This is a genomic window from Gilvimarinus sp. 2_MG-2023 (assembly GCF_030547685.1).
Classification (GTDB): Bacteria; Pseudomonadota; Gammaproteobacteria; order Pseudomonadales; family Cellvibrionaceae; genus Gilvimarinus.
Genome location: NZ_JAUOQM010000048.1, coordinates 425,741 through 449,656, shown reverse-complemented (window position 1 = coordinate 449,656; position 23,916 = coordinate 425,741). Strand labels below are relative to the sequence as shown.

Here is a 23,916-nt window from a genome sequence, read left to right as displayed (position 1 = left end):
TCACACGGCTGTGGCCTTACGGTAATTGTGCTGTGTGTAAGTTAAGGTGTCCGGCGGTTTTACACCGCGCCGGACAGCACTTTGTCGTACTTGCGGCTGAGGATATCGTAAAAGCTCTCTCGGGCTTGCAGTACACCTTGGCGCAGGGCGGTGGCTTGCTCAGGGGTAATGTCTTTGCGCCCGGCATAGACTTGGCGGCGGTAGGCGACAATTTGCCCCGCGTAAATTTTCAGGCTTTTCTCCAGAGTCTTTTCACCCAACATCAGCAGTTTGGCTTCGGCGGCCGCCATTTTTTGGAAGGTGGCCACTAGGTCTTCGTTGACCTTGTCCAATTCAATTTTGCGCCCGGCGGGCCAGTGCTCACCGTATTCGACGGATTCTGCCGCCAGTGAGGCGTACTTGCTGAATATATGTGTCACTTCACCCACAAAGCCTGAGATTTCTTCAAACGCGTCCAGGCGTTTTTGCTCGCGCAGCGAGCGCGGGCCCAATACATTGTTGTGCCTTTGCCACCACCAGGCGCTGGCAAAGGCAATGCCGGCCCCGGCGGCGATTTTAAAGGTGCTGTCAATAATGGCGAAGGTGATGCTGGTGTCCATGGTATTCCTCACACAGTGCTGCGCTGCTGTCGATAATGCTCATGACGGGGCTCTTTTTCAGGTGCGTCATAAAACCGTCGTTAGACCAATTAATATTCCTATTCAGCAAAAATCGAGCCATTATTTGGCGGACTGCGGTTTAGCCTCCGGCCAGCTTGACGGTGTAACCGGCTTTTTCTAGTTCGGTTTTGAGAGTGTTGCGGTGGTCACCTTGTATCTCAACATTGCCGTCTTTAATGGCGCCACCGGTGCCACAGGCTTGTTTGAGTTTTTTGGCGAGGGTTTTAAGCTCGCTGCCCGCCAGCGGCAAACCTTTTACGATACTTACGACCTTGCCGCCGCGGCCTTTGCTTTCTTTCCAGATGCGTATTATCCCGTCGGTTGGGGTGCTGGGCTGACTGGGTTCATCAGTTTCTTTGATGCGGCCTTGGTCGGTGGAGTACACCAGTCGTGAATTTTTGCTCACTGCTACCTCCTGAGTAATTGGTCGTTTGGTGGGGGATTATAACCTGTATAATGCGCCCACTTAAGCGACGACGATATTGGGGGGGTAGATGCGGTTAATCATCTGTTTAACGCTGGTATGGCTGATTTCAGCCTGTAGCGAGCAGGGCGAGGCCTCGGCTCCTGAGCTAGCGGCCGACCCGGTCGCGATGGGAGCCAAAAAAGCGCGTGCTTGCATGGGGTGTCACGGCCCCAAGGGTGTTTCCCGTATAGCGTCATACCCATCGCTTGCCGGTCTCGATGCCGATTATATTGCGGCGCAGCTACAGGCGTTTCAATCCGGTGAAAGGCAAAACCCAATGATGAGTTCTATGGCGATCAATCTCAGTGAGCAGGACATCCATAACCTGGCGGCTTATTTTGCCGCTCAAACTCCGGCAAAGGTGCAGCCATAATGGAAATCCACGGGCAGTACAAGCCTGAGCTAGAACCCTTGGCCAAGGCGTTTGCCGCTAACTTTAGTGAGTTTAGCGAAGAAGGGGCGGCAGTTGCCGTGATAAAAAATGGTGAGGTGCTTGCCAGTTTGTGGGCGGGCACCCGAGACCGAGCGGGCGAGCAACCCTGGCTGGAAGATACTTGCGTGAATGTGTTTTCCGCCGGAAAACCTTTATGCGCTGTGGTAATCATGCAGTTGGTCGAAGAAGGCAAGCTGGATTTGGATCGCCCGATAGGCAATTACTGGCCAGAGTTTGCCAGCCGCGGTAAAGAGTCAATAACCACCCGGCAAGTGCTTAATCACACTAGCGGTTTAAGTGCGTTTCACCCGCGAGTGAAAGATCCGGTTATTTTCGATGCAGCGGCTATTGTTAGCTTATTGCAGTACGAAACGCCGTGGTGGACGCCCGGGCAAGAGCAGGGATACTCGCCTTTTCTCTATGGTTGGATTCTGGCCGAAGTCGCGCGGCGTGTCAGTGGTGTTAAAGATTACCCCACATTGTTCGCCGAAAGGCTGACCAAACCACTGGGTATGAAGGCTTATTTGGGCGTGCCTGAGTCAGAGCAGGAGGTGCTTGCTGATGTTGCGCCGTTAAAAAAACCACTGGGCACACAGGGTAGTGCCAGCAAGGGGGCCAATAGCGCGGCCCTGGGGCAGCTGATGAAATCGGACCCGCGCGGGGTAACCAACCGCGCCTTTACCAACCCTATGACGCTAATGAACAGCACCAATAGCCAGGTGTGGCGTGAAGCCTGTATTCCAGCGGCCAACTTGCACACCAATGCGCTGTCGTTAGCGCGCTTTTACGCCGCTCTGGTGGCCGATGATAGTCCCTACGGTAAGGCGGCTAGCCTGCAGGAGTTTAGGGCCGAGTCCACCGCCGGCGTTGATAATGTTCTGGGTGTGCATCTGCGTTTTGGCCTCGGCTTTATGTTGTCGCAGGATGTCGACGACTGCCGTTACGGTGGCCCGCAAGGCTTTGGACACCCGGGTGCCGGGGGCAGTGTGGGCTACGCTGACCCTGAAACCGGAATTGGCTTTACCTATGTAACAGCCCGCCTGGGGCAGAGTTTATTGATTGACGCCAGAGCTCAGCGCCTGGTGCGCACATTATCGGAGTGCCTATGAGTCAGGAAATCGAAGATATTCAAAGCCGTATGGCTTTTCAGGAAGACACCCTCAGCGAGTTGAACGACGTGGTTGCCCGGCAAGACCGGCAAATACAGGCGTTAATGGCAGCGCTAAAGTCACTGGCGCAAAAGTACGATGACCTGATGTTTGAGCGCGAGCAATCACAGGGCGCCGTTGATGAAAAACCGCCGCATTATTAATGACTGTTTGTGACGGGATACCGCAAGTTGATGGATAAGTGATTGAGAGTACTTGTAGGGCTTTAATATTGGCCATACAGTGACTACACTTATTTAATAAAGGTCAAAGGGTTAGTCCCACGGATGAATCAGGGAATAGACAATAGGCGCGGTGTGGCGCTCAGATCAAATCAAGCTGCTGATCTACTTAGCTTGACTGGCGCCAATTGGTTTTGGCGCTTTGATCGAGAAACTACCCGGTTGTATCTAACTGATGCCGAGCAGTTGCATTCCATACTGTTTGATCCGCTCCCTGACTTGCTCAGTGAGGAGGATTACTCTGCCTTCTGCGGTACTTTAGCGCATTTTGATCGTGCCAGCCCCAGCGATTGTTTCTGCACTATTTCCTTGCGTCAAGACCTCCTGCATGAAGACACCCAGCCCCAATCCTTACTGTTTGTATTTACTCCTGCCGGTGATATAAATGCTCGTATTGCCGAGGGAGTGGCCATTCCTATAGGGCGGCACGCGGGCAAATTAGGGTTGAGCCAATATACCCTTTCGGTGATGGAGTTGGCTTGTGATGGGCTCGCATTGTTTGATGCAAATGGAACCCTCAGTTGGCTAAACACTGCCAGCCGCAAACTGCTTGGCATGAACTTGCGTCAACAAGCCCGAGCGATTAATCGTTATAACCTCCTGCAAGATACCCACCTTACTGAGCAAGTCGCACTAACCGATGTTCTTGAGCGTGTCAGCTCGGACAAAGTTGGCGGCGCGTTTGTGGTTCGCTACCCAACTCGGCAAGGCGGCGGGCCGCTGAATTTTGGCCAATTCCGGGTCCGTTTTATTCCGCTTGTGAGCGAAGAGTCGGGGGGCGCCTTTTTAATGCATTTACACTTGGCAGGTCAGCACGACTCGCTCGCTAATATTGATAATTTGGTGCTTAGTGACCAGACGGCTCTTACCATTAAAAATCAAAAAGGTTTTTATCTATCTGAATTCTACCCGCTTTATTACGCTTGTGAGACTGATAGTGGTGTCAGTGAGGTCGTGAGGCAGACCGATTTAGATTGTTTTTCGGCTCACTCAGCAATGGCGTTGCGCCGGCTGGGCAAAGAGTCTTTGGCGGGGCAAACTGCTTTGGCCGATATTATGACACTTGCGTTACCACCGCAGTCAATGGAGCAGAGATACACGGTGTTAGATCTGCCGCTGCAGATTCAAGGTCAAAAATCCGGGTTGTATGCTCAGTTACTTAGCCCTCATTCCGATCAGGCACTGTCTACGCCCAAAGGACATGATGTGCAGCGGCTACTCAATGCCGTGCGCGCTGCTATTTGTTATCTTGATTGTTGGGGGGTGGTAAAAGAAGTTAACCAAGCGGCGCGCCAAGTGTTTGGCGCACAGGCATTTAACGATAAGCACTTTGTGGAATACGCCCAGGGTTGGGACGATTCGTCCGAGCGACAGCGTGAAATTATGCATGTGGCCAGAACGGGCATCGCTCAGACCGACTCTTTGGAGAGCGTTACTCAGCACGGGCGCACCCGATGGTACAGTGTTGATAAAGTGCCCACGCGAGATGATCGCGGTGTTATTAGTGGTGTGCTGTTAACCATGAGCGAGGTAACCGAGCAAATAGAGCAGGCACAAAATTTACGGGATATTGAAGCCCGTTATAAAGCCTATCGAGCCAACAGCACCGACGCTATCTGGTGCTACGATATGGAGCCTCCGATACCTTTGCATTGGTCGGTAGATGAGCAAGCCAAGGCCATTGCTAATCACGCTCGTTTGTCGCAGTGCAATGACTTGCTGATTAAAATGATGGGGTTGGATAATAAACAGCAAGTCTTAGGTACAGATTTGTCGCAAATTGGATCACAGAATTACTTTTTTGATATCCATACGTTTATCCGTAATCACTATCAGCTGGGTGATCATGAGATCACTCAAAAAAATAAACAAGGTGACGCGACTTATCGACAAATTTCCTGTGTTGGAGTTGTTGATGGTGGCCACTTGGTGCGAGTGTGGGGCACCACTAAAGATATTACAGCGCGTAAACTTTACGAAGAAAAGCTGGCTTATCAAGCCAATCACGATTCCTTGACCAAGCTGCCTAACCGAGCCAGTTTATATAAAGATCTAGAGCAGTGGTTGGCCGCTCGAAAACCTGATCAGCAAGGGGCACTGTTGCTGATTGATTTGGATCGCTTTAAAGAAATTAACGATACTCTTGGTCATCAAGTGGGTGATCAATTATTGCAGCAAGTGGGGCCTCGATTAAAAGCCGAGTTGGCAGAAGTGCCGGGAACCATTGCCCGCCTCGGAGGCGATGAGTTTGCCATCTTTTTGCAAAGAATTCGTAATTCACAACAAGCGATCATTATTGCTCACCGCACTCTGGATGCACTGCGGAATGAGTTTAATTTAGAGGGGTTCTCCACCGAAATTAGCGCCAGTATAGGCGTGGCCTTGGCGCCCAGTCAGGCCGAAGATGTTAGTACCTTAATGCGCAAAGCCGATGTGGCTATGTACCGGGCCAAAAAAGACATGTGCGGGCTGTCGCTTTATAACGCCGAGTATGATCCGCACTCGCCCAAGCGTTTGGCGATGATGAGTGATTTAGGGCGTGCGATTCGGGAAAATCAACTGACTCTGTATTATCAGCCTAAAGTCAGTTTGCACAATCGACAATGTTACGGTGTGGAGGCCTTAATTCGGTGGTTTCATCCCACTATGGGGTTTGTGTCGCCGGCAGAATTTATTCCTATTGTAGAATTAACCAGTTTGATTCACCCTCTAACCAATTGGGTGTTGGATGAAGCGATTAAGCAGGCCCGCCAATGGCACGATCAGGGTTGCCACTTAACCATGGCGGTTAATTTGTCGGCACGAAATCTGTTGGATGATAATTTGCCCTCCATGCTACGCCGACTGTTGGAACATTACCGGTTACCTGGTAGCGCACTGGATTTAGAGATCACCGAAAGTGCGATAATGACTGACCCCAATCGAGCCCTGCGTAATTTGGATGAGTTGCACGCTTTAGGGGTAGGGCTCTCGGTCGATGATTTTGGTACGGGTTATTCTTCGCTGGCGTATTTAAAGCGTTTGCCAATTCAAACCTTAAAAATCGATAACTCGTTTGTACGTCAGATGCAAGAATCAGAGCGCGACGGCATAATCGTTAAATCCACCATACAGCTTGCCCATAACTTGGAAATTAAAGTGGTGGCAGAAGGTGTTGAAGATCAAGAGCTGCTCGACCGGCTGGTGGCCATGGGTTGCGATAATGCTCAGGGGTATTTTATTGGTCGCCCCATGAATCTCGATGGAATAAAGCACTGGATTGCTGAGTCTGATTGGTGTCATTGTTTGCGCAGCGATTCCTAGTGCCCTTAAAATTATTCCCCTCAATTTTTAGAGCGCTAATTCTCGGCGATTCGCTCTAGCCTCGGTCGATATCGGCCCGCAATTTTTCCACATAGCGTAAGCGTTCTTGTAAAAGAGCCGTTTGATAACTGCTTTCACTGAGTTTAAGAGCGTTGCGCAATTGTAAAATGGCTTTGTCGTACACCCCAATCAAAATAAAATACTCGGCGCGCGCTTCGTGAACACCGGGTACATCGCCCGCTAAACCATTGACTTCGGCGAGTAGATACCAAAGGTACGGATCGTCTTTTATTTGTCGCACCAGCTGCGTTAAAAAGTGAGCGCCGGTTTGATAGCGCCCAGATTGCATTAATACTTCGGCATAGCGAACATTAAAAGGATAATAGTTGGGCAATGTCCGCAAGCCTGAACGCAACTTTTCAATAGCTTGGTCGTATTGTTCAGCGGCAATATCAATGTCGATGTCCATAACCCGATAAGTTAACCGTTCAGGCTCTTTTTGCAGTAAAGGTGCTAATGCCTTATGCGCTTTTTGCGGTTGGCTGGCCAAGTTGTAAGCGAGGGCGAGACCGTATTGGCTGGCATCAACTGACATTGAATTGCCATTGAGTTCACCTTGGAAAACATCAATAGCTCGCTGTGGTGTTTCAGCTTGAAGCGCGCGAACACGTGAGCGCATTAAATGAAACTCCAAATTGTTTGGGGCTAATTTTTTGGGGTAGCGCATGGCGCGGGCGCGGGCATCGGCAATACGGCTTTCCGTAACTGGGTGGGTCAATAAAAATTCCGGCGGGCGCCGTGAGTAACGCGCTGCGCGCAGCATCTGCTCGAACATGTCGGAAGCGGCGTAGGGGTCGTAGCCGGCGTCAATCAATGTTTGAATGCCTAGCCGATCAGCCTCTTGCTCGTTTTGTCGGCTAAATTTTAATTGTGCGTTGGCCGCGGCAGCTTGCGTGGCGCTCATGGCCGCTAACCCTCCATCGGCACTGCCACTGGCCGCAATCACCAAGCTTGCCAGCAGCGCGGTGTAGAAGGGAAGGGCCATATTCTGTTGCTGCTCTAACCGGCGCGCATAATGTCTTTGACTTAGGTGGGCCAGCTCGTGAGCCAGAACCGATGCCAGTTGACCCTCATTTTGGGTGTGAGTCATCAGGCCGGTGTTAACGCCTATGATATTGCCCGGAGCGGCGAAAGCGTTGAGGGAGGCACTTTGGGTAATGACTAAATCGAAATTGCGATTGATTAGCGGGCTGTGTTGGGCCAGCTTGCTTAGCAATGCGTCCAGATAATGGTGTAGTAGAGGATCATTGGAGGTGGGCACTTGGCTGCGATAACTGCGTAGAAACATCTGGCCCAGACGTCGCTCCTCCTGTAAAGAGACTATGCCTGATGTCGTATCGCCCAAATCCGGTAAGTTAAACTCATCGGCTTGCAGGTTGGGTGTTGCTATGACGGATAAAATAGCGCCAAAAAAAACTGCTCTCACGTTACAGAATGACTCCGCGGGTCCGAATGGTTATTTTAGAAGGCCATTAATAGGTACAATTTGTATATATCTTACCACTTGGCGCCAACTCTTTGAGAGTCGTTCGTCGCTAGGGGCTGTTTTGGTATCGTTTGCCGGACACATACTGGATAATGGCCGCAGCTTTGGGGCTGCTGGCGATACTTGTCTAACCCTGTTTGGTTCATTAGCATGTTTTGTTGATACTATAGGTCAGTGTTACAGGTTGGTGCTATGCCCCGTGGCTCCCGTGTTCTAGAGCGTTTTGACTAAGATGAAGAAGTTGCATGATTCTATGACCTACACCGAGACAGCTAGTTCCCCTTGTGTCGATAAGCACCTGGATGCACGCGGCCTGCGCTGCCCCATGCCTTTGTTGCGAGCCAAGCAAGCGCTCAATCAGATGCAGGTCGGGCAGGTGTTGCAAATTGAGGCCACAGATAGTGGATCGGTGCGTGATTTTCAGTCATATGTACAACTGTCCCCACATACTTTACTTGAGCAGAGTGAAGGGCAAGGCGTTTATTGTCATATTATTCAAAAAGGTGCCACTGAAGGCGCCATCGGTCAGGAGCCGATATAAATGTTAAGAATATTTCGCGGCTGGATTGACCGCTACTTCTCCGACGAAGAGGCCGTGTTGCTGGTTGTATTGATTATTGCCAGTTTAGCTATTTTACTGACCATGGGTATGGTGCTGGCACCAATGATTGCCAGCATTATCATTGCGTTTTTATTGCAGGGGGTGGTGGTACGATTACGCTCTTGGGGCGCCCCGCACTGGCTGGCTGTTAGCGTTGCTTTTGTGATTTTGGTGGCAATGTTGGTGTCTGTCTTGTTTATTTTACTGCCGGTAATATGGCAGCAATCGGTTCGCTTTATTGCCGAAATGCCCCGCATGATCGGCGAGTGGCAAGATGTTTTACTGTTATTGCCGGAAAACTACCCCAATTTGGTCACACAAACTCAGGTAGAAGAGCTAATGGCGGTGACTACAGCCGAATTGGGGCGTCTCGGGCAGGGGATTGTGAGTTTCTCGGTCAGTAGCTTGCCGATGTTAGTAGCGGTGCTTGTTTACTTTGTCTTAGTGCCCATTTTGGTTTTCTTTTTCTTAAAAGACAGCAGCCTTATCGTCGACTGGGTGGGTAGTTTTTTGCCTCGCAAGCGGCCCGTTATGAGTAAGATTTGGCAGGAGATGAACCAGCAAATTGCCAATTATGTGCGCGGTAAAGCCATTGAGATTTTGATTGTAGGTTCTGTGACCTACATGGTGTTTGCTTTGCTCGGGGTTAATTATGCTGCTCTGTTGGCCATAGCGGTTGGTCTGTCTGTCTTGATCCCCTATATCGGTGCTGCGGTAGTCACTTTGCCGGTGGCGATGATTGGCTTCTTTCAGTGGGGCTGGGGCTCTGAGTTTTTCTACTTGTTGCTCGCTTACGGCATCATCCAGGCACTGGATGGCAATGTCCTGGTGCCTTTGTTGTTCTCAGAGGCTGTAAATCTGCACCCTATTGCCATCATTATGGCGGTGCTGGTGTTTGGCGGTTTGTGGGGTTTCTGGGGGGTGTTTTTTGCCATCCCGTTGGCAACCTTAGTGAAAGCCATACTCTACGCTTGGCCTATTGGCGTACATGAGGCCGGTTTGCGGCAGAAGAGTTCGCAGACGGACGCATTATGAGGTCAATAGGTCAGCATCTAAGGCTCTGTGGGCTCGCTACATTGCTATGGTTGTTCAGTGCTCAGGCTTGGCCACAGGCCGGTGAGGTTACGACCAGCACCCTAGATGAGCGAAGTTACCGGGCTCTGACTCTTGCCAGTGGGCTGAAAGTCCTGCTGATTCAAGATAAAAGCCATACTGATTTGGATTGGGCTCTGAGTGTTAAAGCTGGGGCTGCCAGTGACCCGTTGGCTTTTCCGGGCTTGCACCGGTTGGCGGCTATAGCGCTACAAGGTCAGTTGACAGGGGAGGTCGATTTTTCAGTAACCCCTCGTTATACCGTATTTGAACTGCCCACTTACGCCCGTCAGAGGACTTTGCAGCAGGCGTTGCAATTACTACGCCCCAGTGATTTTAGCGATGTAGATATCGCCCGCGCCCAACAATTATTGGCCGAAAGAATTCGCTCCGCCCGTCAGGTGGCGCCCCATGAGCATCGCACTGATGTGCTTAAAGCCATAGCGCGAACGGACTTGCCGGGTCAGTCAGCAAGCATCGCGCCTATGGTAAATGTAGGGCCGGCATTGCGCCAGTATATGGCGCAGCATTATCGCGCTGATCGGGCTGCGTTGGTGGTGCGCTCTGCCGCTTCGCTGGATAGAATGGCGGAGCAAATAAAAACCATATTCCAATTTGCCAAGTCTACACCTGCCAATCCGTTGGCAGGTTTTGATGCACTTGCCTTTGAAACTGAAAAATTGCCCATAGAAGTGCATGTGAATAGCTTGGTGGAAGCTCCGGCATTGTACTTTTATTTTCCCGTAGCGGGCCTGAATCAGCTTGAGCGTCAGCATACCTTTGCCATTGTCGATGCGCTTATCACTCGTCAAGGTGAGGGCAGTCTCGTGGCCTTGCTGCAAGCTTTGGGCTGGGGTGAATCGATCACATTTAACACTCATATTAAGCCTAGTGGCGATGGCTTTGCTGTTGTTAAGGTGGGGCTGACGTCACTTGGCGTTAGAGCCAGCCCACAAATTGAAGCTCTATTGTTTTATGTGCTGCGAAATATCCAACAACGAGGTTTGGATGAGTGGCGTTTTACCGAGCTAGCCCGGGCGGCCAATAATCATTTTCTCTATCGCGACGCCTTTGCCGAACGATCCCTGCCAGTACTGGCCAATCGACTGCAAGATACAGAGCCGGCTAAAGTATTAGTGGCCCCCTATGAGCTTGGGGTATTTAATGAATCTGTTGTGCGAGATGCCCTGAAGTCACTCAGTAGCGAGAGTGTGATCGTGATGTTGGTCAGTGATACTGTTCAGGGGGCTAATATTGCCGGGCAGAGCCATACCGCTTATCGTTTGATGGAGGCCGAAGTTAGGCAGCCCGATATTAAGCCGGAGGTGAAGCGCAGGTTGCACTTCCCAGATGCCAATAGGTTTATCCCACAAAAGCTGATTGCCAAATCCAGTCAGCTTTTACTCGGCCCACAAAATAATCAAAACGCGGTGCCATTTACTTTGGTGAATAAGTCGACTATCACGGCTTGGTACCAGGGTGGAGCTCAGTCCGGCCTGCCGGATGCCAGTCTTTATTTGCGCTTACTGACCCAAGGCGGGGGTGCCACAGCAAAGCAAGCGGTTGATACATTATTAGCCAGCTATCTCTTGGCCGATAGACTGAAAGCTCAATTTGATGAGGCGGAGCGCGCCGGGGTGAGCTACATCATACGTCCCACTGTGTTGGGGTTGGACATTGAAGTCTCTGGTTATAATTCGCAATTAGGGCTTGTTATTAGCCGATTGGCTGAAGCGTTGGACCAACCCATGGCCTCGGGCAAACCATTAAACCGTGCGCATCGCTGGCTAGAGATGCAGCTCACCTCACCAGGCGAGGTGGGGGAGGCCTTTACTGACCCGTTTATTTTGTGGCAATACGAACCCTACTGGTCGGCCGAGCAATTGTTACAGGCCTTTGAGGGGGTGAGCTTAGACTCTTGGCGCCACTCGGTTGATGTGCAGTCATTGCAAATGTTGGTCGCCGGTAGTCTCTACCAGCAAGAGGCTAAGCGCTTAGCGGCGCTGGCCGAGCTTAGGCTGCTGGCGGACGAGGCCACTGGCATTTTACCGGCGCGCCTAATCTTGGCTAAAGGGGGTCGACCACAGGGGCTGGAGCGTCGCGAGGAACAGTTAACGCTGTACTTACAAAGTGGCTCCAGTCGCGCTCGTGATTTTGTGTTTTTGCGCACGATTGCCAGGCTTCTCGATGGTGAGCTAATTAATGTCGAAGGGGGGGATCATGGCCCGGGACTCAGTGAAGGGACACCTGTGGCCATACGAGCCGAGCTAAGCACTACGGCTGGAATGGCCGGTTTAACCTTGACCACCTCCGCTGATGTGCTTACAGGTCCTTTGTTGGAGGCGCTTAAACGCCGCTTGGCGGGGCCTGATATTGCTCACAGGTTGGCGGAGTTAAAACGTGTGTGGCGTCAGGAAGAAATTGATGTTGCTCAAAGTAGGGCGGCTTCATCGGCAATTTGGCAAAATCTGACTCAACCGCTGCCCGATGACAATCGAGCAGCACTGGCGGCACTCAATACCGCCTCAGTAGAACGCTATGTTGAAAATCTATTTACCGCCGAGATTCGCTTGATGACCTCTAATGCCAGTGGTTTGGTGCAATACCGGCAACAATTTGATTCGTCGCCCATTGGGTTTCGGCTGCCTAAAATGTTTCCACCACTGTGGCTTGATTAGTTCTTATCATCATAAGTTGCGTCTGGTAAGCCCGATGAACGTTTTTTTGATAGGCTTACGTTAATCTTGTGTAAATTATGACTTAAAGGTTGCACAAAAATTAAACCTGCTTGAGCAATAATCGTACCGGGGATGGGGAAAAGTGTTCCGACTGAGTGTCTAAAACACCACGGGACTGGTAAATAGCCGTTAAATATGTAAAAATTCGCGCATTTTTCGGTCCCCGTATAGGGGGTATTACCCAGCGATTGCAGTGCTTAATGAGGGCGAGGCCACTGGTTTATCCTGCCAGGCTAGGTCCGCGTTGGTACTAACGCTTTGTCTAAATGTGCTCAAAAGGCGCATGACTGAGGAGATTATATGATAGAAGATATTGATGCTCTGGAAACCCGAGAGTGGCGTGATGCCCTGGAATCTGTTGTTCGCCACGGAGGAATGGAGCGAGCTGCATTTCTTCTGAAAAGTCTGTCCGAGGCCGCTGCCGATCACGGTATTGACCAGCCCTCAGCTATCACTACCCCCTACCGCAACACTATTCCACCTGCTAAAGAAGTTCAGAGTCCCGGTGACTCTTATATCGAGCAGAAAATACGCTCGATAATTCGCTGGAACGCGATTGCGATGGTGGTGCGTGCCAACAAAAATTCCGATGAGCTGGGTGGCCATATTGCCTCTTTCTCATCCGCTGCGACCTTATATGAAGTTGGTTTTAACCACTTTTTCCGCGGCAACGAAGATGGTCCAGGCGATCTGGTTTACTTCCAAGGCCACAGTTCGCCCGGTATGTACGCTCGCTCCTATGTCGAAGGTCGTCTGAGTGAAGATCAACTGGACAACTTCCGCCGCGAAGTGGACGGCGTAGGCCTCTCGTCTTACCCACACCCTTGGTTGATGCCCGATTATTGGCAGTTCCCGACCGTTTCTATGGGCCTTGGCCCAATTGGAGCCATCTACCAAGCGCACGTTATGCGCTATATGGATGCGCGCGGCCTGATCGACAAGGCCGATCGCAAGATCTGGGCCTTCTTGGGCGACGGTGAGTGTGATGAACCAGAAAGCTTAGGTGCGATTTCTCTGGCTGGCCGCGAAAAGCTGGACAACCTGATTTTTGTGATCAACTGTAATCTGCAGCGTCTCGATGGCCCCGTACGTGGTAACGCTAAAATCGTGCAAGAGCTCGAAGGCGTATTCCGCGGTGCCGGCTGGAACGTGATTAAGGTTCTGTGGGGCGGTGGCTGGGATGCACTGCTGGAAAAAGACAAAACCGGCCTGCTGCAAAAGCGCATGGACGAAGTCTGTGACGGCGAGATGCAGAACTACAAAGCCAACGGTGGTGCCTACACCCGCGAGAACTTCTTTGGCAAGTATCCTGAACTGCTGGAGCTGGTTAAGGATATGTCAGACGATGAAATCCTGCATCTGGCTCGTGGTGGTCACGATTCACACAAGGTGTACAACGCTTACCATCAAGCGGTTAACACCAAAGGTCAGCCGACTGTTGTATTGGCACAAACCGTCAAAGGTTACGGCATGGGCCCCACTGGTGAAGCGGTTAACAACGCGCACCAGGTGAAAAAATTAGATTTGGAAGGGCTGAAGACTTTCCGCGACCGTTTTAATATCCCGATCGAAGATAAAGATCTGGAAAATATCCCTTACTACCGTCCACCGGAAGACAGCGCCGAAATGCAGTACCTGCAACAGCGCCGTAAGGAGCTGAATGGTTATTTGCCCGAACGTCAGGCTGACTTTGAAGCGCTTGATATTCCATCGCTGGAAGCTTTTAAAGCTCAATTGAAGGGCACAGGTGAGCGTGAAATTTCAACCACCATGGCTTTCGTGCGTGTTCTGAATACTCTGTTGAAAGACAAAAATATCGGCGAGCAAGTGGTGCCAATTGTGCCAGACGAAGCACGTACTTTCGGTATGGAAGGTATGTTCCGTCAGGTGGGTATTTACTCGGCCTTCGGTCAGAAGTACACCCCGCAAGATGCCGGCCAAATCATGTACTACAAGGAAGATGAAAAAGGCCAAATTCTGGAAGAGGGTATTAACGAAGCCGGTGCTATGGCCGCTTGGGTTGCTGCCGCAACCTCTTACAGCAACCACGATAAGCCACTGTTGCCGTTTTACATATACTACTCAATGTTCGGTTTCCAGCGCATTGGTGACTTGGCCTGGTTAGCCGGTGATGCTCAGGCGCGCGGCTTTATGCTGGGTGGTACTGCCGGTCGCACCACCCTTAATGGTGAAGGCTTGCAGCACCAAGATGGGCACAGCCACATTATGGCGAACACCATTCCTAACTGTCGCAGTTATGACCCCACATACTCTTATGAGGTGGCAGTGATTGTGCAGGATGGCCTGAAACGCATGTATCAGGATAAAGAGAATGGCTATTACTACATCACCTTGATGAACGAAAACTACGTTCATCCGGATATGCCGGAAGGTGCGGAAGAGGGCATCATCAAAGGGCTTTACCAGCTGGAGAAAGGCACCAGTAAGAAGAAAAACCGTGTGCAGTTGCTGGGCTCGGGTACTATTCTTAACGAAGTGCGTGCTGCGGCAGAGATTCTGCGCAACGACTTCAGTGTTGAGGCCGATGTATGGAGTGTCACCAGTGTTAACGAACTGACCCGTGACGGTCAGGCCGCCGAGCGCTGGAACCTGCTAAACCCAACTGCCAAGCCGCGCAAGGCGTATATTACCGAGCAGCTTGAAGGTGCCGAAGGTCCGTTCATTATTGCGACCGACTACATGAAAAACTACGCCGAACAACTGCGTGCTTTTGTACCTGGTGAATACCGTGTGCTGGGTACTGATGGTTTCGGTCGCAGTGATTCGCGCCAGAAACTGCGCCACTTCTTTGAGGTGAGCCGCGAATTTGTTGTGATCGCTGCGCTTAAGTCGCTGGCCGATCAAGGCGCAATCAAAGTGGATGTCGTCGCCAAAGCCATTAAGCAGTTTGGTATCGATCCAGACAAAGCCGATCCATTGACCGTATAGTCGCTACCGCGGCCCAGTAGCCGCCTGCGGGCGGTTGCAAGATCAATGGATAATTTGCGTCCGGGCCAAAAGCCTGGGCGGACTGATAAAAGAAGCGAGGATTTAAAGTGGCAATTGAATCAGTAAAGGTCCCCGATATTGGTGGCTCTGAAAACGTAGACGTCATCGAAATTTCGGTTGCTGTAGGCGATACCGTAGAGCTGGACGATTCTCTGGTAGTACTGGAAACCGACAAGGCCTCTTTGGAAGTGCCGAGCACCGTTGCCGGTGTGGTTAAGGCTATCAAAGTCAAAGAAGGCGATAAAGTATCAGAAGGTGACCTGGTGGTAGAAATTGAAACCACAGCCGCCGCTGAGCCCGAAGCGCCAGCTAAAGCAGAAAGCGCACCTGCAGCTGAGTCAGAACCTGCACAGACATCAGAGCAGCCCATTATAGTTCCTGACTTAGGTGGTTCAGATAACGTTGATGTTATCGAGGTTTGTGTAAGCGCGGGTGATAAAGTCGCCGAAGGTGACTCACTGGTGGTTCTGGAAACCGACAAAGCGTCATTAGAAATCCCTGCTCCTGCTGACGGCACCATTGTTAGTATCGCTTTAAAAGAAGGTGATAAGGTTTCACAGGGCGATACATTAGGTGTTATGACCGGGGGCGCCGCTGCGCCGGCTGCGTCTGAGTCTAGTGCTGCCCCGGCGGAGCCTGCTCCTGCAGCTGGTGGTTCATCCATACAGGATGTACCCGTGCCCGATATCGGTGGCGCCGAAGGTGTTGATGTTATCGAGTTGTCTGTGGCCGAAGGCGACGAGGTCGCTGAAGGCGATACTCTGATTGTATTGGAAACCGATAAAGCTTCGATGGAAATTCCAGCGCCTGCTGCTGGTAAAATCGTCAAGCTTGCCATTAAAGAAGGCGACAAAATTTCTCAGGGTGATGTTATTTGTCAGCTTGAGGGTGCGGCGCCCGCGGCGCCTACCAAAGCGAAGTCTGAACCTGCGCCCGCGCCTGCAGCTCAGGCCCCGGCTAAAACAACGTCTGCTGGTTCACCGGTTGTGGCCGACAGCGAAGCTGTTGCTAACAATAGTGCCGATGTTTATGCCGGCCCTTCGGTGCGTAAATTAGCGCGTCAATTAGGTGCCGATTTAAGCAAGGTAAAAGGTACCGGCCCGCGTTCGCGTATCACTAAAGATGATTTGCGCAGCTATGTGAAAAACATTGTTAGCGCTACTCAGGAAGGTCGCGGTACAGCCGGTGGCGGCAGTGGGCTACCCGCCATGCCAGCGATAGACTTTTCTAAGTTTGGTGAAATCGAAACCGTTAAGATGAGCAAAATTAAAAAGCTCACCTCTGACAACATGGTTCGCAATTGGCTGAACATTCCTCATGTGACCCAGTGGGATGACGCTGATATCACTGAGTTGGAAGCTTTCCGCAAAGGTCTTAAAGCCGAAGCAGAAAAGCGTGGTAGTAAGTTAACGCCACTGCCGTTTTTGCTGAAAGCCGCTGGTGCAGCCCTAGTCGCAGAGCCTAGTTTTAATGTTTCTATCCATCACGATGGCGAGCACATTGTGCAGAAGAAATATGTGAACATTGGTGTGGCCGTGGATACGCCTAACGGCTTGATGGTTCCGGTTATTCGCGATGTTGACAAAAAAGGCTTGTGGGAATTGGCCGATGACTTTAGCGCTCTGGTGAAAAAGGCTCGCGAAGGCAAGTTGACTGCGGCCGATATGCAGGGTGGTTGTTTTACCATCTCAAGCTTGGGCGCCATGGGCGGCAACGGTTTCACACCGATTGTCAATGCTCCGGAAGTGGCCATTCTGGGTGTGTCTAAAGCGCAAATGAAGCCGGTTTGGAATGGTAAAGACTTTGAGCCGCGCAATATGTTGCCGCTGGCTCTGTCTTACGATCACCGTGCCATCAATGGCGCAGACGCCGGTCGATTCTTTACGTACCTGACGGCTGTCATTGCCGATGTTCGCCGCTTACTGTTGTAATCGTTTATAGCGACGAGCCAAAGGCCCAGCTGAATTTATTTCAGTTGGGCTTTTTTGTGTCTGACGTTAATGTTAATTGTCGTACGATGATAAGCGGTGGTGGATTTTAAGTGTCGTCCAGAAGTTTTCGGATTTGCTCTTCACTCATGGCGGCAATTTTTAGACGAAGCGTGCTTTCGACCTCTGGCAGAACCGTCTCGATTAGTTCATTCACCAATTGGCTGCGATTGTATGTGCGAGGCTGAGTAGCGTTGGCCATAGCTTGAAACTCAGCGGACCGGTTTCCCTGTAAGCGTTCGCGAATATGCTGTGGTAAAAATGGGTTCTCTCCGCTGGCTTTTACCGAGTGGGTTTTTTCTTTAATTTCAGTGTCTGCTTCGTTGTTTATTTCTTGTTCTGACTCTAAGTTGCCTCCTGTACTTATTAAGTTTGACTCATTAAAAGCTACAGTGGACTCTGCATGGTGTTCGCTTTCACCTGTGGGTTCGTCTTGCGTCAGATTATCTGCGGCTGTCTGATCGGTGGCTGGATTAAAGAGCGCTTGTTGTCCGGGCAGAGGTAAGGGTGGTTCAGAGTAGTGCGTGCTCTTATGGTCGCCTGATTTAATGTTGGCTTCGGTATTACCATCGACGGCGGTTGGTTCATTAATGTTTTTTTGTTGGTTATCGGCAGTAGTGCGCGCCCCTAGATCGAGCTCTAAATTTTCTTCGTCTGAGCCAGTATCGAGGGTTGCGGCTAGTTGGGCAAGCTCGTCTGTCGCAGTTTGTTTTGCCACTTCCTGCTTAATGACTTGGTAGGCCTCTTGTAAATCGGCGTACTCATCTTTATTTAAGCGTCGATCGGACTGTTCGCTTAGGGTCGTTTGGCCTTGAGGCTCGAGTTTATCGATCACCTCGCTAAGCATGGGTATATCGTGATCGTCCAGCAGGCCTTGGATCGACTCCAGCTCTTGCAGTAATTCCGTTTTGGTTTTTTCACGATCCGACGTCATAAGTATTTACCTTACATCATTCAGCGGTATGAGCGCTTTTAAATCTTTCAGTGCTGATAGGCTTCCATATAGGTTGCCAAGTTGCTACACAGTGTGGTGGTGAACTGGGTAACCTCTATCTTTAAAAAAGGCCCAGTGGGCACGTGTGCTTTTTAACGTGTGTGCGTCTTGAGTGACAATTTCTATCACACGTTGGTATTGACTAAAATTTTCCGGTAATTCGTCTTTAAGGCAGATTAATATATCGTGGTATGGCCCCTGACCCGAAGTGTCTAAAATGATCGGTTCGGCACTGTCCTTGTCGGAATGACTGCGAAAGGGTAGGTATGTCTCGGGACGAAAGTGCAAAAGCGTATGCTCTAGAGCACTTTGGTCTTGGCTGGAATTAAGGGCTACCACACTTTGGTGGTCGCCTTTAACCGCTTTATCAAGCAGACGACACGCAAATTCAAATCGGGTTTGCGTGTCGTTTGACTGTAGAACATAAAAGTCGATGCGCGTCATAATTAGCTTGTCAGGTATTCCAGCAATAGGCTAACGGGGCGGCCTGTGGCACCTTTTGCGCCACCGGATTTCCACGCGGTGCCGGCAATATCCAAGTGAGCCCACTTACAATCTTTCACAAAGCGTGAAAGGTAGCACGCAGCGGTCACACTGCCGGCCTCACGGCCGCCGATATTCGCCATATCAGCAAAGTTGCTGTCCAACTGCTTTTGGTATTCGTCCCAAAGGGGCATGTGCCACGCTTTATCATCGGCGGCTTTACCTGCAGCCAGCAATTTTTCCGCTAAGGCTTCATCGTTACTGTATAGGCCGTGTGCGTGGCTGCCTAAAGCTACGACACAGGCCCCGGTTAGTGTGGCAACATCGACAATGGCGCTCGGCTTATAGCGCTGCACATAGGTGAGAGCGTCGCACAGAACCAGCCGACCCTCGGCGTCGGTGTTAAGAATCTCCACTGTCTGCCCTGACATGGTAGTGACAATATCGCCGGGTTTAGTGGCATTGCCCGAGGGCATGTTTTCAGCCGCTGCAATCACGGCGACGACATTAATTTTGGGTTTGATGTCCAAAATCGATTGAAAGGTGCCGAGCACGCTGGCGGCGCCACACATGTCGAATTTCATTTCGTCCATTCCAGCCCCAGGTTTGAGGCTGATGCCACCGGTATCAAAAGTGACGCCTTTGCCCACTAAGGCTAAAGGGGCCTTGTTTTTAGCCCCGCCGCGGTATTCCAGTATGATCATTTGTCCGGGTTCGTCACTGCCGACCGAGACTGACAAAAAGGCTCCCATGCCTAAGTCTTGCATTTGTTTTTCTGACAGGACCTTGACGGTGGCTTCGCTGTGGCCACGAACCATGGCTCGGGCTTGTTTGCTAAGATAGGTCGGTGTGCAGACATTGCCCGGTAAGTTGCCTAATTCCCGAGCAAGATTGATACCTGATGCCAGTGCTATGCCTTCTTTACTGCCAGTATTGAATGGAGCAACGGATTTTTTGTCACATAACAAGGTAAGTTTTTGCAGAGCCGGTTTTTGCGGCTTGTCGGTTTTAAAGGCGCTGAACTGCCACAAACTTGTTGCCAGTGTTTTGGCAACAAGTTTGGCGGAGGCCTTGGCGTCATTGTCGCTAACGGTAATGCCGTTTAAATCGAGCGCAATATGTCGATACTGTTTGGCTAGGGCAGGTAGTTTCCCGAGGGCTGTTTTGAAGTTTTGCTGTGATACCTCACCAGCAGTGGCCTTGCCTAGGCCGAGTAATACAAGTCGGGTGGCACTCTGGCCAATATTTTGTAGCAGTGTGAGGCTGGCGCCCGCTTGGCCGGTAAACTTCTCTTGACTGAGAATCTTGCTAATTGCACCTGACTCGGCGTCTAGGCTGGCGGCAGTCTCAGACAGCTGCTTACCCTCAAAGATTCCGATGACAAGAGCATCTGCCTTGTGCTTGAGGGCATCGCTCGACTTGGCTTGAATTTGCATAGTAATCCTCAGTGTTGAATAAATGTTACGGTAGTGCCCAACATGCGGCGCAGTGGCAAGACAAAGCCCCATCTTTACGGGATAATAGCGCGCGTACGAGAGTCTAGACAGAGTTTATCATGCTCGGAACACAGGCCAAACAAGCAAGGGGATAGTCCCCGTTAAGAGTCGATTGAGGTGCTCATAATTTGATCATATATCGCTATTTAGCCCGCGAAATTCTACTGACAATGGTAGCTGTCAGTGGGACTTTGTTGCTGATTATTATGAGTGGGCGGTTTGTAAAATACCTCGCCGAGGCCGCTACGGGTAAGCTGGCGGTGGATGTGCTCTTTTCAATTATGTTCTATCGTCTGCCAGGCTTTCTTGAGTTGGTCATTCCGCTGGGGTTTTTAATCGCCATTTTGCTGGCCTATGGCCGTATGTATATGGACAGTGAGATGGTCGTACTTTCTGCTTGTGGGATGAGTCCGGCCAAATTGTTAAAACTGACCATGCTACCCACTGTACTGGTGGCGCTTTTTGTTGGGTCTATGAGCCTTTGGGTGAGCCCCTGGGGGGCAGCCAAAACTGAATTGTTGTTCGCTGAGCAACGCTCACGCAATGAATTTACCATGCTCCGACCTGGCCACTTTCAATCCATAGGCGATAACAGTTTTGCTTATGTACAAAGCGTCAGCAATGATCGTGAGAAACTGAATAATTTATTTTTGGCTCAGTTGGCTCCAGATGGTCCAACGATCGCCGTGGCACAAAGTGGTAATCAGTTCTTTCATCCGCAATACAATCAGCGTTTTTTAGAGTTACATCACGGTGTCCGCTACCAGGGGGTGCCGGGCTCTGCGGCCTTTCAAGTGACCGAATTTGAACGCTTAGGCCAATTTGTTCCAGAGCCAGAGGTTACCGCTGCTCAAACTAATGAGGCCGATTCTAAAACAACCCTTTCTTTGCTGAGCGCGACTGATGCTCCCAGCCAAGTGGCTCTGCAGTGGCGTTTATCCATGCCGATTATGGTATTGGTTGTGGCTCTAATTGCCGTTCCGTTAAGCCGCACCAATCCCCGACAGGGCCGTTTTTTAAAAATGCTGCCCGCTATTATTTTGTATTTGGTCTATGTCGCAAGCTTAAGTAGTTTGCGCTCATCCATTGAAGAAGGCGGATTCCCCCTATGGCCCGGACTATGGTTAGTTCACGGGGTGTTCTTACTGCTTGCACTGATTATTTTTATCGGCCCCTCCAATATTCTATCGAGATTTAAACGGGGCGCTGCATGAGAATTTTAAGACGCTATATTACCAAGCAGGTGTTTTTTTCTATATTGGCGGTATTGCTGCTGGTGCTCTGTCTCGATTTTATTGGGCAGGTCATGGATCAGTTAGATCGCTTAGGGGGAAATTACACCTTCTATGAAATGTTGATGTACATACTCTGGCGATTACCCACCAGTGTTTATCAGTATATGCCCTATGCTGTGTTGGTGGGGTGTCTGATCGGTTTAGGGGCGCTTGCGAGTTCCAGTGAGTTGGTGATTGTTCGGGCTGCAGGCATTTCTGTGGCCCGGATTATTGGTATTGTGTTACAGCCGGTAATGCTGTTTATAATCTGTACGATTTCGCTGGGAGAGTTCGTCATTCCCTACGCTGATCAGGTCGCCGACAGTCGGCGGGCTTTGGCTTTGGGGTATACGGTTGATGATCAAGCCAGACGAGGGGTTTGGCATCGCGAAGGCAATCAATTCTTTTATTTTAGTGTGGTACAGCCAGATGGTAAGCTTTTTGGCTTTCGTCGTTACACCTTTTCCGATAACGGCAAGCTGACCGAGGCAAGCTTTACCGGCAGTGCCGCCTTTAACGAAGCGGAGGGAGTTTGGCTGGAGAAAGACGTAGCGGTTACTGCGTTTTCCGACCAGGGCACAGCCTCCCAAGAGTTTGCTGAGCGGCGCTGGGATACGGAGCTGACGCCAACATTATTAAATACCGTTGCCGTAGAGCCGGAAACATTATCAATGACCAGTTTGCATGGTTATGTTCAGTATTTGGCGGGGCAGGGGTTGTACACTCGTGAGTATGAGTTAGCATTTTGGCAAAAGTTGTTACAGCCATTAGCCATTGCCAGTTTGGTGCTCATTGCCGCATCGTTTGTGTTTGGTCCATTGCGGGAGGTCAGCATGGGCCAGAGAATCTTTACCGGGGTGGTATTTGGTATTGGTTTTCGGCTATTGCAAAGCTTACTGGGCCCCTCCAGTATTGTGTTTGGGTTTTCGCCTCTGATTGCCGTACTGCTGCCAATTGCCCTTTGTGCGGGCTTGGGTGTCTACCTGCTGCGCCGAGCAGGTTAGCCGGCTGCTGGTTGTTTGAACCAACGTCATGTGCGTTCAGCCAGCTATCGACCTTTGGGCAGTTGCCAAACTCGGGTGGCACTGAGCCGGTCGTGCAATGTTAGTTGCTCTCTGTCGACCAGCAGCCATAAGTAGCCGAGTCCCAGTGTTGCAATAGACAGGCTGGCCCACGCGCAGCGACGCAAGCCTTGACTGACGCTTAGGTGCTTGCCGTGAATATCGGTTACTTTTAAGCGCCATGCTTTCATTCCCAGTGTTTGCCCAAATTTTTTCCAAAATACACAATAAAAAGCCACTAGGACAATGACCCAACCAATAAAACCGATGGGGCCTAGGCTGGCTTTTTCCCCTTCGAGTAAGGTTTCTCCAAACACGTTAACTTTTATGGCAAGGGCGACGGCTCCATAACCTATACTGACGGCCATCAAAAGTAGGCTGTCATATAACATGGCGGCTAAGCGTTTAGAAATCTTGGCGCTGGACAGAGTGGTGATTGTCGTGTCGGACATAATTGTTTGGGCTAGCTACTTGAGTGATTAATCGTAAAGCTTATGCTGTACGCGCCTGCTCGGTCTGGCCTTTGGCCGAGCGTGATTATGCCAGAACCCATTAAAGGTGTCTCTTCGCGCCGAATGTATACCAACTCTTGTTGCTCTTGGGTTATGTAGGTGCCGTTAGTGCTGTGGTCGATCAACACGAACTTGCCGCGTCTATAGATAATTTCGCAGTGCTCGCGGGAAACTTTGGTGTTATCGGCAAACCATTTTACAAGGCTTTCATCGCGGCCAATGGTCAAAGGCAAATCATCAATATTGATAGTTTGTTGGCGAGAGTCGTGGTGGAGTTCGAGCGATTGCGGTACTGGTAGGTCGGTTAATGACAGTATATCCATAACCGCGGTAGCGTTTTGCGGGTGGGTGGAGGTTTCCCAATGCAATCGGTAAACAATACTGCTGTGTTCTGCACCTTTAAGTCTGACTTGGTCAAAGCGTTCACACTGTTGCGTTAATGCAGGCGGAAGTTGTAATTTAAAAGTGTCGGTCAGCACCACTTGGTTGGCCCGTGCGATATGGGATACATCGGCGGCATCATTGACCACTTGGCCGAAAACATCACCGGTGCTGTCCATTAGTGTTTCACCGTAAGCCATGCCGATACGCAATGAGAGCTGGCCATATTTAAGAGCATGGCGTTGCAGTTTAATGGCGGCGCGGCAGGCCTGCTCAGGGGAACTAAAACGAGCCATGATTTCATCGCCCAGGGTTTTAATGACTACCCCTTCATAGCTTTCGATGATCTCTCGTGTGGCGCCTAAAGTTCCATCGATTTGTTGTTTGGCTTGGGTGTTACCGTGTTCTTTATACAGGCGGCTGCTGCCGGATACATCGGCGAACATTACCGCTTGTAAACTACGGGTTGCAGTCATAGGTCCTGTCTCTG

The 23,916-nt window shown here is 50.7% G+C and carries 19 protein-coding genes; 11 read left to right on the top strand and 8 right to left on the bottom strand.

The annotated features are described in order from the left end of the window. Positions 1-59: 59 nt before the first annotated feature. Positions 60-599 (bottom strand): energy transducer TonB, encoded by a 540-nt coding sequence (locus Q4526_RS13780; protein WP_215977656.1) that lies wholly within the window; start codon positions 597-599, stop codon positions 60-62. Positions 600-738: 139 nt separating this feature from the next. After that, positions 739-1,065, bottom strand: a complete 327-nt coding sequence (yciH, locus tag Q4526_RS13775) for a stress response translation initiation inhibitor YciH (RefSeq protein WP_215977655.1) — start codon at positions 1,063-1,065, stop codon at positions 739-741. An 88-nt stretch (positions 1,066-1,153) separates the two neighbouring features. Between yciH and Q4526_RS13770 the strand changes: the two genes are divergently transcribed. From Q4526_RS13770 to Q4526_RS13755, 4 genes are all read left to right on the top strand, one after another. Next, on the top strand, positions 1,154-1,498 hold the full coding sequence (locus Q4526_RS13770) for a cytochrome c (RefSeq protein ID WP_215977654.1): 345 nt from the start codon (positions 1,154-1,156) through the stop codon (positions 1,496-1,498). Next, entirely contained in the window at positions 1,498-2,667 is a 1,170-nt protein-coding gene (locus tag Q4526_RS13765; RefSeq protein ID WP_215977653.1) for a serine hydrolase domain-containing protein, read from the top strand. The genes Q4526_RS13770 and Q4526_RS13765 overlap by 1 nt, the downstream gene beginning before the upstream one ends. After that, entirely contained in the window at positions 2,664-2,870 is a 207-nt protein-coding gene (locus Q4526_RS13760; protein WP_215977652.1) for a SlyX family protein, read from the top strand. The genes Q4526_RS13765 and Q4526_RS13760 overlap by 4 nt, the downstream gene beginning before the upstream one ends. A 153-nt stretch (positions 2,871-3,023) precedes the next feature. After that, on the top strand, positions 3,024-6,251 hold the full coding sequence (locus tag Q4526_RS13755) for a bifunctional diguanylate cyclase/phosphodiesterase (RefSeq protein ID WP_303609663.1): 3,228 nt from the start codon (positions 3,024-3,026) through the stop codon (positions 6,249-6,251). Between the two features lie 55 nt (positions 6,252-6,306). Here Q4526_RS13755 and Q4526_RS13750 read toward each other — a convergent pair whose 3' ends face one another. Next, positions 6,307-7,737 (bottom strand): M48 family metalloprotease, encoded by a 1,431-nt coding sequence (locus tag Q4526_RS13750; RefSeq protein ID WP_215977651.1) that lies wholly within the window; start codon positions 7,735-7,737, stop codon positions 6,307-6,309. A gap of 313 nt (positions 7,738-8,050) precedes the next feature. Between Q4526_RS13750 and Q4526_RS13745 the strand changes: the two genes are divergently transcribed. From Q4526_RS13745 to aceF, 5 genes are all read left to right on the top strand, one after another. Next, the gene (locus tag Q4526_RS13745; protein WP_215977783.1) at positions 8,051-8,338 is read left to right on the top strand and encodes a sulfurtransferase TusA family protein; all 288 of its coding nucleotides are present in this window, start codon (positions 8,051-8,053) and stop codon (positions 8,336-8,338) included. Continuing rightward, positions 8,339-9,433, top strand: coding sequence for an AI-2E family transporter (locus Q4526_RS13740; protein WP_215977650.1), 1,095 nt, complete (start codon positions 8,339-8,341; stop codon positions 9,431-9,433). Next, positions 9,430-12,168: an insulinase family protein gene (locus tag Q4526_RS13735; protein WP_215977649.1), complete on the top strand. Its 2,739-nt coding sequence runs from the start codon at positions 9,430-9,432 to the stop codon at positions 12,166-12,168. Before Q4526_RS13740 ends, Q4526_RS13735 begins: the two co-directional genes overlap by 4 nt. A gap of 360 nt (positions 12,169-12,528) precedes the next feature. Further along, a complete protein-coding gene (gene aceE / locus Q4526_RS13730) occupies positions 12,529-15,177 on the top strand; it encodes a pyruvate dehydrogenase (acetyl-transferring), homodimeric type (RefSeq protein ID WP_215977648.1) in 2,649 nt (882 codons plus the stop codon). 107 nt (positions 15,178-15,284) lie between these two features. Then, positions 15,285-17,168, top strand: a complete 1,884-nt coding sequence (aceF, locus tag Q4526_RS13725; RefSeq protein WP_215977647.1) for a pyruvate dehydrogenase complex dihydrolipoyllysine-residue acetyltransferase — start codon at positions 15,285-15,287, stop codon at positions 17,166-17,168. Between the two features lie 106 nt (positions 17,169-17,274). Here the strand turns inward: aceF and Q4526_RS13720 are convergent, their stop codons facing one another. From Q4526_RS13720 to Q4526_RS13710, 3 genes are all read right to left on the bottom strand, one after another. Then, on the bottom strand, positions 17,275-18,159 hold the full coding sequence (locus Q4526_RS13720; protein ID WP_215977646.1) for a hypothetical protein: 885 nt from the start codon (positions 18,157-18,159) through the stop codon (positions 17,275-17,277). 84 nt (positions 18,160-18,243) lie between these two features. After that, positions 18,244-18,663 carry a DNA polymerase III subunit chi gene (locus tag Q4526_RS13715; RefSeq protein WP_215977645.1) on the bottom strand — a complete coding sequence of 140 codons (420 nt, stop codon included), beginning with the start codon at positions 18,661-18,663 and terminating at the stop codon, positions 18,244-18,246. Positions 18,664-18,665: 2 nt separating this feature from the next. Continuing rightward, complete coding sequence (locus tag Q4526_RS13710; protein ID WP_215977644.1) at positions 18,666-20,138, bottom strand: leucyl aminopeptidase; 1,473 nt, start codon at positions 20,136-20,138, stop codon at positions 18,666-18,668. 188 nt (positions 20,139-20,326) lie between these two features. Here Q4526_RS13710 and lptF point away from each other — a divergent pair, with 188 nt between their 5' ends. Next, positions 20,327-21,412: an LPS export ABC transporter permease LptF gene (gene lptF, locus Q4526_RS13705; RefSeq protein WP_215977643.1), complete on the top strand. Its 1,086-nt coding sequence runs from the start codon at positions 20,327-20,329 to the stop codon at positions 21,410-21,412. After that, positions 21,409-22,476 carry an LPS export ABC transporter permease LptG gene (lptG, locus tag Q4526_RS13700; protein ID WP_215977642.1) on the top strand — a complete coding sequence of 356 codons (1,068 nt, stop codon included), beginning with the start codon at positions 21,409-21,411 and terminating at the stop codon, positions 22,474-22,476. Before lptF ends, lptG begins: the two co-directional genes overlap by 4 nt. Before the next feature lie 44 nt (positions 22,477-22,520). Here lptG and Q4526_RS13695 read toward each other — a convergent pair whose 3' ends face one another. After that, complete coding sequence (locus Q4526_RS13695; RefSeq protein WP_215977641.1) at positions 22,521-22,985, bottom strand: RDD family protein; 465 nt, start codon at positions 22,983-22,985, stop codon at positions 22,521-22,523. An 11-nt stretch (positions 22,986-22,996) separates the two neighbouring features. Then, positions 22,997-23,902, bottom strand: coding sequence for an adenylate/guanylate cyclase domain-containing protein (locus Q4526_RS13690; RefSeq protein WP_215977640.1), 906 nt, complete (start codon positions 23,900-23,902; stop codon positions 22,997-22,999). Between the last annotated feature and the right edge of the window lie 14 nt (positions 23,903-23,916).